This is a genomic window from Clostridium paraputrificum (genome assembly GCF_900447045.1).
Taxonomy (GTDB): Bacteria; Bacillota; Clostridia; order Clostridiales; family Clostridiaceae; genus Clostridium; species Clostridium paraputrificum.
The window spans coordinates 45,260-60,922 of record NZ_UAWH01000005.1 but is presented as its reverse complement, the minus strand read 5'-3'; the positions used below and the strand labels follow the sequence as shown (position 1 = coordinate 60,922).

At 30.6% G+C, this 15,663-nt stretch carries 12 protein-coding genes and 1 riboswitch; of the genes, 2 read left to right on the top strand and 10 right to left on the bottom strand.

Annotation, left to right across the window (positions count from 1 at the left end; all coding sequences use genetic code 11):
- Nucleotides 1-7: 7 nt before the first annotated feature.
- From DR024_RS00385 to DR024_RS00370, 4 genes are all read right to left on the bottom strand, one after another.
- Nucleotides 8-844: a MurR/RpiR family transcriptional regulator gene (locus tag DR024_RS00385; protein ID WP_027097247.1), complete on the bottom strand. Its 837-nt coding sequence runs from the start codon at nucleotides 842-844 to the stop codon at nucleotides 8-10.
- Nucleotides 845-914: 70 nt separating this feature from the next.
- On the bottom strand, nucleotides 915-2,090 hold the full coding sequence (locus DR024_RS00380) for a cation:proton antiporter (RefSeq protein WP_111917958.1): 1,176 nt from the start codon (nucleotides 2,088-2,090) through the stop codon (nucleotides 915-917).
- 61 nt (nucleotides 2,091-2,151) lie between these two features.
- Nucleotides 2,152-2,211, bottom strand: a riboswitch (Fluoride riboswitch).
- A 36-nt stretch (nucleotides 2,212-2,247) separates the two neighbouring features.
- The gene (locus DR024_RS00375; RefSeq protein WP_242829693.1) at nucleotides 2,248-3,150 is read right to left on the bottom strand and encodes a cation diffusion facilitator family transporter; all 903 of its coding nucleotides are present in this window, start codon (nucleotides 3,148-3,150) and stop codon (nucleotides 2,248-2,250) included.
- 184 nt (nucleotides 3,151-3,334) lie between these two features.
- Entirely contained in the window at nucleotides 3,335-4,036 is a 702-nt protein-coding gene (locus DR024_RS00370; protein WP_242829694.1) for an arginase, read from the bottom strand.
- A 152-nt stretch (nucleotides 4,037-4,188) separates the two neighbouring features.
- On the opposite strand from DR024_RS00370, the gene DR024_RS00365 reads away from it, so the two are divergent.
- Both DR024_RS00365 and DR024_RS00360 read left to right on the top strand, forming a co-directional pair.
- Nucleotides 4,189-4,488 (top strand): hypothetical protein, encoded by a 300-nt coding sequence (locus tag DR024_RS00365; protein WP_027097251.1) that lies wholly within the window; start codon nucleotides 4,189-4,191, stop codon nucleotides 4,486-4,488.
- 144 nt (nucleotides 4,489-4,632) lie between these two features.
- A complete protein-coding gene (locus DR024_RS00360; RefSeq protein ID WP_055184838.1) occupies nucleotides 4,633-4,959 on the top strand; it encodes a hypothetical protein in 327 nt (108 codons plus the stop codon).
- A gap of 98 nt (nucleotides 4,960-5,057) precedes the next feature.
- Here DR024_RS00360 and DR024_RS00355 read toward each other — a convergent pair whose 3' ends face one another.
- The 6 genes from DR024_RS00355 to DR024_RS00330 all read right to left on the bottom strand — a co-directional run bounded on the left by DR024_RS00355 (nucleotide 5,058) and on the right by DR024_RS00330 (nucleotide 15,652).
- Nucleotides 5,058-6,188, bottom strand: a complete 1,131-nt coding sequence (locus DR024_RS00355) for a zinc-dependent alcohol dehydrogenase (RefSeq protein ID WP_027097253.1) — start codon at nucleotides 6,186-6,188, stop codon at nucleotides 5,058-5,060.
- 224 nt (nucleotides 6,189-6,412) lie between these two features.
- Nucleotides 6,413-7,783 carry a 23S rRNA (uracil(1939)-C(5))-methyltransferase RlmD gene (gene rlmD / locus DR024_RS00350; protein ID WP_111917956.1) on the bottom strand — a complete coding sequence of 457 codons (1,371 nt, stop codon included), beginning with the start codon at nucleotides 7,781-7,783 and terminating at the stop codon, nucleotides 6,413-6,415.
- Between the two features lie 66 nt (nucleotides 7,784-7,849).
- A complete protein-coding gene (locus DR024_RS00345) occupies nucleotides 7,850-8,212 on the bottom strand; it encodes a DUF1540 domain-containing protein (RefSeq protein WP_027097255.1) in 363 nt (120 codons plus the stop codon).
- Between the two features lie 1,009 nt (nucleotides 8,213-9,221).
- Complete coding sequence (gene pyk, locus DR024_RS00340; RefSeq protein WP_027097256.1) at nucleotides 9,222-10,640, bottom strand: pyruvate kinase; 1,419 nt, start codon at nucleotides 10,638-10,640, stop codon at nucleotides 9,222-9,224.
- 64 nt (nucleotides 10,641-10,704) lie between these two features.
- Nucleotides 10,705-11,664: a 6-phosphofructokinase gene (gene pfkA, locus DR024_RS00335; protein ID WP_027097257.1), complete on the bottom strand. Its 960-nt coding sequence runs from the start codon at nucleotides 11,662-11,664 to the stop codon at nucleotides 10,705-10,707.
- Nucleotides 11,665-12,073: 409 nt separating this feature from the next.
- Nucleotides 12,074-15,652 carry a DNA polymerase III subunit alpha gene (locus DR024_RS00330; RefSeq protein ID WP_055254536.1) on the bottom strand — a complete coding sequence of 1,193 codons (3,579 nt, stop codon included), beginning with the start codon at nucleotides 15,650-15,652 and terminating at the stop codon, nucleotides 12,074-12,076.
- Nucleotides 15,653-15,663: the final 11 nt, after the last annotated feature.

Genomic DNA, 15,663 nt, shown 5'->3' with positions numbered 1-15,663 from the left:
TAATATATCACTTTATTTTTCCTATTATTTCTCGAGTTTTAACTATCTGCTTTTTAGTTATTCCTATATCTTGTTTAGCAATTCCTAAGTACAATAAGTCAGTTAAAATCAGAGACGCCATTCTTGATGATATAGCTCCTATCCTTAATTCTTTTTCTTCACTTGGTATATGTAAAACTAACTCTGATGCCTTAACCAAAGGACTATTACTAAATTGAGTTATTGCTATTGTTTTTGCTCCAACTTCTTTTGCATAAAACATAGCTTCGTTTATCTCCTTTGTATTTCCACTATAGCTTATTGCTATAGCAACATCATCTTTATTTATATGTACAGCTGATGCCAATTGAATATGCGTGTCTGTATGATGAATAACATTCCTATTAATTCTCGATAGTTTCTGTTGGAAATCGTTGCATACAATTCCCGATGTACCAACACCAAATAGATAAATATTCTTACATCCAATTAAATACTCTATTGCTTTCTCTAAATTACTATAATTTATTAGATTATAAGTTTTTTGTAAAGTTTGATAATTTAAACTTAGTGTTTTATCTACTAAAGCCTTAACATCATCATCTTCTTTAATAACTTCATCAAAATATTGATTTGGCTCACTATTATCTTTTGCCAATTCAACCTTTAACTCAGTAAATCCTTTATACCCTACTTTTTTAGAAAACCTAATTACTGCAGCAGCTGATGTTTCTACTCTATCCGCAAACTCTTGAGCACTCAGCATAACCACTTCATTTTTATTATTTAAAATATATTCTGCTAATTTTTCTTCTGTGCCTGTAAAACTCCCCATACCCTCTTTTATCTTATATATGCAGCTCATTTTCTCCCCTCCTTATGTTAATTGTAAAATTTCATATATATCTTTGTCAACGCGAAATTTTATTTCACCATTAACTTATCCACTTATCTCCAAAATACTTTATTCCAACAGCCCCAAGTGGAGCAGTAACTATTATAGATAAAACTGCAATAGCTAATATTAAATTTCCTGAAGCCACCCCTGATGCAAGTGGCACTGCCCCCATAGCTGCTTGAACTGTTGCTTTTGGTATAAATGAAATTATACAAAATATCTTTTCTTTTAAATTAAGGTTACTTCCCATAAGAGAAATATATACACCTATACTTCTTGCCACTAACCCTATAAATAAAACTAATAATCCTAATAATCCAGAGTGTACAATTACCTTCACATCTACTTGAGCCCCAACCAATACAAATAAAAGTATTTCCGCAAAAACCCATACCTTATTAAACTTTTCAGATATCCTGTTTGCTACCTTAGGATATTTATCTAACAATATAAAGCCTACTACCATAACTCCTAATAAACTAGCTATAGGCACTCTGTTTTTAAATATATCTTCTAAACTAGTTAAAAACATACCTGATGCAAGTATTATTAACGTCTTTTCTGTATCTCTTAGGTGGAATTTCTTAAATATCCCTATTAATAATAGTGCTATTAATATCCCCATTCCCCCTCCTAGTAATATAGAAATAGGTATACTAAGTAACTTTCCAGAAATACTAATATTACTTCCTCCATATAACCCTAAAAAGGTTGAAAATATAGTTATTGCAAATACATCATCTATAGATGATGCTGCTAAAATTATAGTTGGAACACCATTTTCTCTTCCTTTTCCTTTATTTATTAACTCTAACATTTGAGGTACTACAACTGCAGGAGAAACCGCTGCTATTATAAAACCTAACATTCCAGCCTCAATAAAGGATATATTTAATATATGCTTGCTAACAAAAGCAATAGTAAACCCTTCAATTACACAAGGCAGAAAGCTCATTTTTAAAGCTGTCTTCCCTACCTTTTTTAATGTGCTTCTATTAATTCCAAGACCAGCTCTTAAAAGTATAACAATTAATGCTATCTTTCTTAAATCTGATGATATAGTAAGTATATCATCGCTAATTAAATTCAACATATTAGGACCAACTATAATTCCTAATATAAGCATACCTAATAATCCTGGCAATTTTATAGACTTGAATAGCTTATTAAATATAAGCCCTAATGTAATAATTACTGCTAAACTTAGTATCATACTTTAACCTCCATATAATTTTTGACAATAAAAAAACCTACAAAATATAGACTTCAATCTATACTTTGTAGGAGTCATTAGCATAAAGCATTTAATGGCGAACTCCATCGCCCTTATTATTCCAACTTATTTTATCATTTATTATATTATATGTCTACTAAAGAGCCCACTTTTTATCTCCCGTAAAATTTACATTCATCCACTTATCTAACTTTATACCAGCCATATTTTTATAAACTCTTTCTCTTACTTTATCCATTTCTTCAAGCTCATTTAGTGTTGATTCCTCATTAAACACAAAATCAATTTCAATTCTTAATTCTCTTCCAACTTTACTTACCCTTGTAATAGAATCTTCAAAATTATAATCCTCTTCAATATCTTTTACAATTGTATATATCTTATTATTTATATCATCGTCAGCATTAACATTTACAATCTCTTTAAAACTATTTATTAGTGTTACTACAGGAACTCTGATAAATATTACAGATGATATTATAACCATAAACGGATCCACATATATTGTTAAATATGATAAAGAAGTTTTAGATAAAATAAATGATACCATAAATCCAACAAGAACTGCTGCACTTAAAATTGTATCCATAAGCCATTGGTTACTTTCCGCATTCAAAAGGTCAGATGATAATTTTTTCCCCTTCCTATCTATTACAAAATATACAATGGCACAACCTACAGTAGATATTATTGAATACCATAATGCCATATTAGTATCTACAGGATTGCCTCCTGCCATCACTTCTTTCACTGCATTAATAAAAGTTGTACTACACATTATAATTAACACTATAGATTTAAAAGCTACAGTTATTGGCTCTAACATACCTTTTCCAAAAGGAAACTTTTCAAAATCATTTTTACTTATATAATTAGTTATCCATAATGCTAGAATAGATAAAAATAAACTAATAAATGAGTATAATCCATCAAACATAATCATGCTTGACTTTATTACTATTCCCCATCCTAATCCTAATGCAGCGAAAAACAAACAGCCTAAGGCTGAAAACTTCAGCATGTTTTTTTCCACTTTCATATTATTCACCTCAATTAATAATCGCTAATTCTATTATACCGTTACAATTTTTCAGGCACAACTGACTAAAACTAGTTAAATACGACACTAATATAGGGTGATATGAATTGTTACATTAATTGTAAATAACATATTAGTACCTTTTTTATATTGAATAAGTACATATTTACATCAATATTCACCATTAGCTAAATAATAGATATTCAATTTTATCAGCCAAAGTAATATTATTAATATTCCATTCTCTATCCATATATTCTTTATATTCTATTCTCTTATTAATACCTTTTATAAATTCTCTAAACTCATTATCTAACCATGGTGCTGTCCAAGCACCAGACCTACATACATGCAATGTATTTACCTGTACTTGTGGCTCTAATTCATCAATTTCTTTATATAATATATCAAAGCTTTCGTTTATTTCCTTAAAATATTCCTCTTTTTCACTTGTGTATGGACTTAATATAATATTTCCTCTTCTCACTTCTCCTTCATTAAGAAGTTTACCTAACCAATTTGCACAATTAACTTCATAATTAAGACTTTCTAAACCTCCATATCCTAAGTCAGTATGAGAATCAAAGTTATACACTTCTTCACACTTAGTTATTTTAGCTAAATCATAAGCTATTTTATGGGAATCAGAAACTATTATTTTATCTATAGTATTTAAATTAAAATATTTACTTATTTTTGTCCAAAAATTATTCTTCTCTTTTCCAACAACCATTCTTTTAGTTATATCTATACCACATTGTTTTTTCTCTAAATATAATTTATACCAATGCTTGTCTATATTTCTCCTATTCTCTAGATAAGATAAATTAAAATAACCTACATATGGCATAAAATAATCCCAATCTATAGTCAAGAGCGCCTTCATAATAATCACATTCTCCTTATACTTATAAAACATTTCTTACCCTCATTATATACTTCCTATATATTCCAATCAAATATATATTGTAACACTACCTCAATAATTTACATAGTATATACAAGTAAAACCTTTAAAGAGGATTAGGAGGAGAACCAATGAGAGATTTATGCGAATGCAGTGGTTTTGAGAGAAATTGCTGTTGCGAAAATAATAGTCAAGATCCATGTTCAACCATAGGAAATATCCAAAACGATTTATGTGATATGAAAGCTAACCTAGCAGAAATAAAGGCTAACTTGCTCAACCTTGTTAGAATTATGTGCATTTGCAATGGATGCATTTGTGATGAAGAACAAGAGTTATTATTAGCTATTGAAAGAGGAGTGAATGATGCTACTTCTACACTTGCTCAAACAAGAAAAAATATCAACTCTTTAAACAATGATATTTGCTAATTAAATAATTTAACTGATATATGTCAAAATTAATTTATTATTTTTGACATATATCAGCACATTTATCTCTTTAATTGCAAAAACAATAACCTTAACACCCTATTATTCATACTATATATTGAATAATATTAGGAGGTTATACCTATGGATAAAAACATGTTTGATTGTCGTACAAGCTCAGATGAATTATCTTCATTATTTGAATCTCAAACTTGCCCTCAAAAACCTTGTGTTGACCCAGTAACTAAAGAATTAAGTACTTTATCTGAAGAATTATGTGATATGAGAGTTACTTTAGCAGAAACAAAAGCTAATTTATTATTTCTAACTCAAGTTTTATGTAATTCAGGATGTATAAATGAAACTGAAAAATTCCTTCTATTATCTTTAGATAAGCAAGTTAAAGGTCTAAACTGTCATGTAGCAGATTCTCGTTGTGCAGTTGATCGTCTATATGATTTATTACACTAATTGAAAAATAAAATATTAGTGGATAATAAAAAGTAGTCTAATTTTAATTAGACTACTTTTTGCTATCATAATGCTTCTTTAAATAAAACCTTAGATAATTAAGGCTTTAGGATTACCTTTATGCAGTTATCCAATTTTTCATCAAATATACTATAAGCGTGTTTTCCTTCATCTAAGCTTAATTTATGTGTAATTATATCTGTGGCATCAAACTTACCACTTTTTATTAAATCTAAAATAGGATCTACGTATCTTTGAGCTGGACATTGCCCCATCTTTAAAGTAACATTTCTCGCATAAAAATCACCTAAAGGAAACATATTATATCTTGCTCCATAAACTCCTACAAAGACAACAGTACCACACTTTCTAACTGCTTGAGTAGCAATTTCTATAGCTGATTTTGATCCACCTTGAAGCTTAAACATAGTTTCTACTTTTTCTATATTAGACGCTTTTCCATCCATTCCTACACAATCTAAAACCACATCTGCACCACCATGAGTAATTTCTTTTATATATTCTCCCGTATTATCATGTTCTTCAAAATTTATAACCTCAACACCTTTGTATGAAGCTGCATGTTCTAACCTATAACTTATATGATCTACTGCTATAACTCTTTTAGCTCCTCTAAAAATAGCCCACTTTATTGATAGCAACCCTACAGGACCACAACCTAACACAACAACTGTATCCCCAGGTTTTACTCCTCCAATTTCTGCGCCCCAATATGAAGTAGGTAAAATATCAGTTAAAAATAGCACTTGCTCATCCTCAAGCTCCTCTGGAATAACCTTAGGTCCAACATTAGCATATGGAACTCTTATATATTCTGCTTGCCCTCCTGCATATCCACCATAAGTATTACTATATCCAAATAAACCACCAACCTCGCCATTTGAATTGGAGTTATCACATTGACTATATTGTTCATGTTCACAAAAATAGCAATGCCCACAAGCTACAGGAAACGGGATTATAACTCTATCATTTTTCTTTACTTTTGTTACTCCACTACCTACTTCTTCTACTATTCCCATAGTTTCGTGCCCTAATACAAATCCACTTGGCATATTGGGAATCATTCCATGAATTAGGTGAAGATCTGATCCACAAATGGCTGTTGATGTTACCTTAACAACTATATCGTCTTCCTTTTCAATTTTAGGATCTTCAACTTTTTCAACCTCAACATCTCTTTTTCCTCTATAAACTATTGCTTTCATACGTACCCTCCTTAATCTAACTTGTGCTTATTTTTACCAACTAAGGAATGTATTATGTATGTAAAACAAAAAAGGACATATACAAAATGTCCTTTTTACATTATTTCCTCATCCTTAACAGTCCTTGACAAGTAAAGCTACGTTCTCCGCAGTAGTATGCAATACAAATCTCTTCGTTCTTTGGCATACCTTGCATGGAACGTGCTATATACTTCTCTTCGTCCTTAACAGTCCTTGACAAGTAAAGCTACGTTCTCAATATGAGCTGTTTGTGGAAACATATCTACAGGCTGTACTTCAATAGTCTTATATCCTTGTTCCTCTAATATCTTTAAATCTCTGCCTAAAGTACTTGGATCACAAGATACATAAACAACCCTCTCTGGTCTAGTCTTACCAATAGCTTCTAGTAATTTTATATCGCATCCTTTTCTTGGTGGGTCAACAACTATTACATCAGCTTCAATTCCTTTACTAATTAACTCTGGAATAACCTCCTCTGATTTCCCCACAAAAAATTCTGCATTATTTACACTATTTAACTTTGCATTTTCTTTAGCATTAACTATAGCCGGCTCTATTATTTCAACCCCATAAACCATCTTTGCTTTTTGCGATAAAAATAAAGTTATTGTTCCTGTACCACAATATGCATCAAATACAACCTCTTCACCGCTTAAATTTGCAAATTCAAGTGTTTTGTTATATAGCACTTCAGTTTGTATTGGATTAACCTGAAAGAATGATAAAGGAGATATATTAAACTTAAAGTCCCCTATGTAATCCTGAATTGTATCTGACCCATATAAATTTATACACTCTGCACCTAATATTACATTTGTATTCTTACTATTTATGTTTAAAACAATACTCTTTATTTCTTTAATATTTTCAATAATTAACCTCTTAAATTCCTCTATATGAGGTATGTCTTTTTTAGTTGCAACTAAAACAACCATAACATCTTTAGTTTTAAATCCTCTCCTAATCATGATATGCCTTAATATACCATTAGGATTGAATTCTCCATCTATAGTTACTGGCTCTAAGTTATACTTTTTTATCCATTGCTTTGTTAATATTGCTACTTTATCAGCTACCTCATCTTGAATTAAACAAGTATCTATATCTATAATATTGTGACTTCTCGGTGCATAAAAACCAACTACAACCTCACCATTTACTTTTCCAATTGGTAGTTGTACTTTATTTCTATATCTATATGGATTAGTATCCATCCCTAAAGGATAACTTACTATATCTTCTGATAAACCACCAATCTTACTTATACAATCTTTAACTCTTTCCCACTTAAAATCTAATTGTTTTTTATAACTCATGTGCTGTATAGAACATCCACCACATCTTTTGTAATATATACACTTCTCTACTTCTCTATCTAATGATGGTGCTATTATTTCTTCTATTTTTCCATAAGCATAACTTTTTTTAACTTTAATTATCTTAACTCTAACCTTTTCTCCAGTAAGTGCTCCCGAAATAAATATTGGATAACTATCTATCTTTGCTATCCCTTCTCCTTCATATCCTTGAGCTACTATATCTAAAACATATTCTTTATTCTTTTCAACCACAAAAATCACCTTTCGTTTACCTAATTCCAATAAATTATATCATATAATAATAGCTCAAGTCCTTTATTATTCAACAAATGTTTCACATAAGGTTTCTCTTGGTTCTGAAGCTTTATCTCCTCTTATTGCTATATCTAAAGCTTCGCACTTTCCATTTCCATTGTAAAAACAACGAATAGCATGACACCCTACATTAGGACTCATTTTTATCTCATCATTTGAAGAAAAAATTTGCATAAGCTCTCCCATATAATTAGTATTTGTAACTGCTGCTGTAAATTGTTCACCTATTGAATCTTCTCTAAAGCTACTACAAAATGTTTCTGTGCTAGTATTTGCATCAGTTCCTTCTACTAATATATTTTCTGCTTCACACAAACCTCCTTCATTATGAACACAAGTCCTGGCTGTACAACTTAATCTTGTCATAATAATCTCCTCCAAATAAAATAAATTTCATTTATGCTATAGAATAGTATGCTCTTTTATATAAGAATTTATTTATTTTTTCATATGCTTATCTATAAAACGGTTATTCTATCAGTATTATGGCAAATAGATTTCTTTTAGAATTTATTAAATAAAAATTTATTCATCTACTCATCTTTACTATGCACATTTATTTCTTTATATATTTATATATTGGGGGGCTAATAGTTCATTAGCCAAAAAATCTATTCAACACCGTATTTTTACTATAACTTCTTAAGAACTTATATTTTTTCATATAAAATTTTTCAATGTAAAAAGATTACTCTCCCAATCTTTTTTCATATATCTATTCTTTTTCTATGGATAAAATATTGCAGCCCCTTTTGTATTGACTATAAGTATACAGCCTCCTGCTCATATTCATATTTCTTTACACTTTTATTAAAGAACTAATCTACAAAAATAATACCTTTTTAAAATAAAACAACTAGATTAGAATTTTAATAAGCAAAGATATTAAGAAGATTTATATAAAAATATTGGGATATTTATTTTGCTCGTTCAGTCGCAAGCTTCAAGTAGACTATATATCAATCGATTTTTTTCGCCCATATACATTTGCAAAGCTTGCCTGTGAAAAATCTCGCATGTACATATATTTTATTTTTATCCTTTAGGAACTAATAAGCTTTAGTAACATCAAAATACTGAAGTTATCCATAATTTAATTGAAGCTATAGTTTCCTAAAAAATAAAAAAAGCACCCTTTCGGGTGCAAATACAGAATCAGTTGCCATTTAATTCCATATTTCAATTATGCCTAACTTCTGCTGATATTATACATTATATCCTAATATATGGATGGCTATTTGTAAACTTTTTGTTAATATTAACTATTTGTATTAAAAAATAATAATACCTTTGATTTATAACTAATTAAAATTTTATACTTTTCTAGAAGTTAAAAAAACAGAGCATTGATAATTTCAATGCTCTATTTTATATATTATTCTACTACGCTTATCTTCATTAAGTTAGTAGCTCCAACCTTATCAACTGGAACTCCAGCAGCTATAACTACTGTTTCACCCTTATTAACGAATCCATTCTTTTCAGCTATTTCAACTGACTTATCCATCATTTCATCTGTAGATTCTACTCTATCAGCAACTATTGGATATACTCCCCATGAGAATGCTAATGACTTAGCAACCTTTTCACATGGTGTTACAGCAATAATTGGACATTCTGGTCTACATTGAGAAATTCTTCTAGCAGTTGCACCACTTTGAGTTGAAGAAATTATAGCTGATGCTTGTAATTCATTTGCAGCATTACATGCAGCTCTTGAAATAACCCCTCCAATAGCTGGTATATGTTTCTTAGCTTGTGATACAGCTATTTCATAATCTAATTGCTTTTCTGTTTCTGTAGCAATTCTAGACATTGTTTGAACAGCTTCTACTGGGTAAGTACCGTTAGCACTTTCTCCTGATAACATTATAGCATCTGTACCATCTAAAATAGCATTAGCTACGTCTGAAACTTCTGCTCTTGTTGGTCTTGGGTTTCTAATCATTGAATCTAGCATTTGAGTTGCAGTTATTACTGGCTTACCTACTGCATTACACTTTTCAATAATCATCTTTTGAACTGCAGGTACTTTTTCTATTGGAATTTCAACACCTAGGTCTCCTCTAGCAACCATTATTGCATCAGAAACTTCTAAGATTGAATCAATGTTATCTACACCTTCTTGGTTTTCGATCTTTGAACAGATCATGATGTGTTCTCCACCATTTTTGTTTAATAACTCTCTTATTGCAACAACGTCAGCAGCTTTTCTGATGAAAGATGCAGCAATCATTGTTACTCCAATTTCACAACCGAACTTTAAGTCTGCTTCATCTTTAGCAGTTAAAGCTGGTAGCTTAATTGATACTCCAGGAACATTAACTCCCTTATGAGTTCCAACTAATCCAGTATTGTTAACAACACAGTGAACCTTATTTCCTTCTACAGACTTAACAGTTAATCCAACTAAACCATCATCTATAAGAATAGTGTCTCCTGCTTTAACATCGTTAGCTAATCCTGCATAAGTTACTGAGCACTTTGTTGTATCTCCAATAACTTCTTCACCTGCATATATAGTAAAGTCTGTACCTAATTGTAATTCAACTTTGTTTGGTTCAAACTTACCTGTTCTTATTTCAGGTCCTTTTGTATCTAAAATAATAGCAATTTCCTTATTGTACTTCTTAGCTAATTCTTTAACTTTATTGATTCTTCCAGCATGTTCTTCATGATCTCCATGTGAGAAGTTATGTCTTGAAGCATTCATACCTGCTTCTATAATCTTCGATAATACCTCTTCGTTTTCACTAGCTGGTCCTATAGTACATACCATTTTAGTTTTTCTCATGTAAATAACACTCCTCTTTAATATTTTTTCCTCTATTAATATTAAAATATAAAATATTAACTAATTATTTTGATAAGACTTCTGCAATATCGTATAACTTTTCGTCAAACTTTCTTTCTATTGCTAATGCTTCGTCTATATCATCATCGATTATTTCGTTATTTCTTATACCAATAACTCTTGAAGTCTTCCCTTCCATTAGTACCTCTACAGCTTTCGCACCCATTTTTGATGCTAAAACTCTATCATAAGCACTTGGGCTTCCACCTCTTTGAATATGTCCTAAAATAGTAGCTCTTGTTTCTATTCCAGTAACATCTTCTACTTCTTTTGCTAATTCAAAAGCTCCACCTATTCCTTCTGCTAAAAGTACTAAGTTGTGCATTTTTCCATTAGCTTTTCCTTCAAGAATTGTTCTGCATAATTCATTTTTATCGAAATCTTTTTCTGGAACAACTATAGCTTCTGCTCCTCCTGCAAGTCCTGCATATAATGCAAGGTCTCCACAATGTCTTCCCATTACTTCTACTATTGAAACTCTTTCATGAGAAGTGGATGTATCTCTTATTTTATTTATTGCGTCTAATACTGTGTTTAATGCTGTGTCAAATCCTATTGTATAATCTGTGTAAGCTAAATCGTTGTCTATTGTTCCTGGTAATCCTACTGTTTTTACTCCTAACTTAGATAAAAGCTTGGCTCCTGTAAAAGATCCATCTCCTCCAATTACTACCAAAGCATCTACTCCATAAGCTTGAAGTATCTTAACAGCCTTTTTTCTAACCTCTTCTTGTTTAAACTCTGCACATCTTGCTGTTCTAAGGATTGTACCACCTCTTTGGATTATATCTGATACAGAGGTTCTATTCATGTTGAATAACTCACCATTTATTAACCCTGCATATCCTCTTTGAACTCCCATTACTTCTAATCCGTTAGCTAACGCTGTTCTTACTACGGCTCTTATAGCAGCATTCATGCCTGGTGCATCGCCACCACTTGTTAAAATAGCTATCTTCTTCATATTTGTTCCTCCTTACACACCACCGGGACTACTTAAGTCCCACACATACTAAATTTAACCACATATTAATGACCGTATTTAATTGTACAAAAGTTTTGTCTTTTTATCAATGCAATTAACTCAACTTTTCATACTTAGTTTATAGAATTTTGTCGTTTTATCTAAATTTACAATACTATTATACCCTAGCAAAGCTTAATTTATAAACCTTTTTAAAATATTTCACGATTTGATTTTTGTAATATTTTTCATTTGCATTTTTGTTAATATCACTATAAATTTTCAACATTTAATTATAAATCCACTACTTTTATTATTACTTTTTTAACATTTTATCTTTATATTATACTTTAACATTAAAAAAAAGCCATATTAGCACAAAATTTTAATGCTAATACAGCTTTTTAGACTATCCTTCTATAAGTTTAACATTTTCTTCTCCGAAGTGATTTTTTAAATTTTCTATAACTTCATCATCTTCATTTATCCATTTATCTTTAGATAATCTATAATTTTGCCTTTTTTCTGCATCAAATAAATATATAGGAGTATTTCCCAAGTAATCTCCTATGATATTTTTTATAACATTACTAGCTTCTCTTATTGCCCCTTTATCCTTAACTCTTATATAAAGTTTGTTACCATTAATTTTTTCTAATCCCTCTATGTTTTCACATATAATTTTAGGTAACTCATCTTCCTTTATACTTACTCTACCTTTTAATTTTACTAAGGTATCCTCTTTTATTATATCTCTAAGTCTATCTAGAGCTTTAGGGAACACTATTACTTCTATAGTACCAGTTAAGTCCTCCAACTTTAAGAAAGCCATCATGGTGTTGTTTCTTGTTACTTTTTGATTAACTTCTGTTAGTATACCACCAACTATTACTGTATCATTATCATTAATTATAGGTTCTTCACTAATCATGCTTTCATCTAACTCGGCATTTATACTCTCTAAGAATATTTCATATGATTTTTCTATAGTTTCAATGGTAGTTGATGTCTGTAACTTTAAGCTTTGTTTATATTCATCTAATGGATGACCTGATAAATATAAGCCTGTCATCTCCTTCTCCATCAAAAGAATATGTCTTTTATCAAACTCTTTTATATTTGGAAAAACAATCTTTGGAATATCAATAGCGTCCTCAGCTAAGCCAAAAAGACTCATTTGACCATCAATATTTCTCTTTCTTTCATTAGATGCACCATCCATAACTTTTTCAAATACAGCCAATAGTCTTGATCTAAATACTTTAAATCCATCTAATGCACCTGCTTTAATTAAGCTTTCTATAGCTCTTTTATTAACTGCTGTAAGATCAATTTTATCTATTAAATCTTCTAAGGATGTGAATTTTCCTTTTTCTTTTCTTGATTTAACTATACTTTCTACAACGTTCCACCCTACATTCTTAATAGCTGCTAAGCCAAATCTAATACTATCACCTTTAACAGTAAACTTTGAATAGCTCTCATTTATGTCTGGTGGTAAAACTTGAATTCCTTGACTTTCTGCAAACTTTATATAATTAGATACTTTTTCTGCTGTACCCATAACAGAATTAAGCATGGCTGCTATAGTTTCAACTGGATAATATCTCATTAAATAAGCCGTTTGATATCCTACTACAGCATAAGCAGCAGCATGACTCTTATTAAATGCATAAGATGCAAAATCCATCATTGTATCAAAAATCTTATTACCTGCTTCTTCACTAATTCCATTTCTAACACAGCCTGGAACTTCAACATGACCATTTTCATCTGTTATTCCATATATAAAGTTCTTTCTTTCCTCTTCCATTACCTTATGTTTCTTCTTAGACATGGCTCTTCTAACCATATCACTTCTACCCATAGAATATCCGCCAAGCTTTCTAACTATCTCCATAACTTGTTCTTGATATACCATTACTCCATATGTAACATCTAATATATCTTCAAGTTCTGGCACTATATAATTAACTTTATCAGGATTATTCTTACACTCAACATATCTTGGTATTTCTGACATTGGACCTGGTCTATATAACGAAATTCCCGCAATTATATCCTCTAAACTATCTGGTTTTAATTCCTTCATAAAGGAAGTCATACCTGCTGATTCTAACTGGAATACACCTGCTGTTTTCCCTTCACCAAGCATCTTATAAACTTTTTCATCTTCAAAATTTATTTTATCTAAATCAATATCTACCCCTTGGTTCTCTTTTATCATCTTTACTGCATCATTCATTACAGTTAATGTTCTAAGCCCAAGGAAATCCATTTTTAATAGCCCCAATTCTTCTAAAGTTGTCATACCAAACTGAGTTACTATCATTTCTTCATTCTTTTGTAGTGGTACATATTCAACTAATGGCTTTGATGCAATTACTACACCAGCTGCATGAGTTGAAGAGTGCCTTGGAAGTCCTTCTAAGTCTTTACTAACATCTATAAGAGCTCTTACCCTATCATTAGTGTCATATTCATTCTTAAGCTCTGGGTTTAACTCTAATGCTTTATCTATTGTAATTCCAAGCATAGTAGGAATCATTTTAGATATTTTATCTACTTCTGCATAAGGATAATTCATTGCTCTTCCTACATCTCTTATACATGCTCTTGGTGCCATTGTTCCAAATGTTATAATCTGCGAAACATTATCTACTCCATACTTTTCTACAACATAGTCTATAACTTCTTGTCTTCTTTCATAACAGAAGTCAGAATCTATATCTGGCATACTTACTCTTTCAGGGTTTAAGAATCTTTCAAATAGTAAGCTATATTTTATAGGGTCTATTTTAGTTATCCCAAGAGTATATGCTACTATAGATCCAGCTGCTGATCCTCTTCCTGGACCTGTTGGTATTCCATTTTCATTAGAGAATCTTATAAAATCCCAAACGATTAAGAAATAATCAACATACCCCATTTGTTTAATAATACCAAGCTCATATTCTAATCTATCCACATATTCTTTAGCTTTTTTACTTTTATCCACAATTAAATTAACATCTTGGTAATTTAATTCTTTATTTCTTAAGCTTTCAAATACATCATATCTTTCTATTAAACCTTTATAGCATGTTTCTTTTAAATACTCATATGGATCAGTTCCTTCTGGAAGTGGAAACTTTGGCAACTTAGATTCATGAAATTTGTAATCATAATTACACTCTTCAGCAATCTTTATAGTATTCTCTAAAGCTTCTGGTATGTACGAAAACATATCCCACATTTCTTCTGGGGATTTAAGATAAAATTGATCTGAAGGATATCGTCTTCTATTTTCATCTTCTACTGTTTTACCTGTTTGAATACACATTAATATATCATGTGATTTTGAATCCTTTTGATTTATGTAATGTACATCATTTGTAGCAACTAAAGGTATTCCTGTCTCTTTAGATATTTTTATGTTAGTTTCATTTACTTTTCTCTGTTCATCCATTCCATGATTTTGAAGTTCTAAATAAAACCCCTCTTTAAATATATCCTTATATAGTAATGCAATCTCTTTTGCCTTATCATAATTATCTTTTAATATATTACTTTGTACCTCTCCACCTAAACAAGCACTTAAAGCTATAATCCCCTCACTATGCTTTTTTAGATATTCGTGGTCAACTCTTGGTTTGTAATAAAAACCATCTATAGATGCCTGTGAAACAATCTTCATTAAATTTTGATATCCAACTTCATTCTTCACAAGAAGTACTAAATGGTTAGTTGAATTTTCTTTATCCACTTGCTTTATATACATTGATTTGCTTGCAACATATACTTCACATCCTAGGATAGGCTTTATACCTTGATCTACAGCTTGCTTATAGAATTCCACACAACCATACATAACTCCATGGTCGGTGATAGCTATGCTATCCATGCCCAATTCCTTAGCTCGCTTTATAATTTTAGAAACCTTTCCCGAACCATCTAATAAACTATATTCCGTATGAAGATGAAGGTGGCAGAATTTCTTTTCCCCCACACTTTCACTTC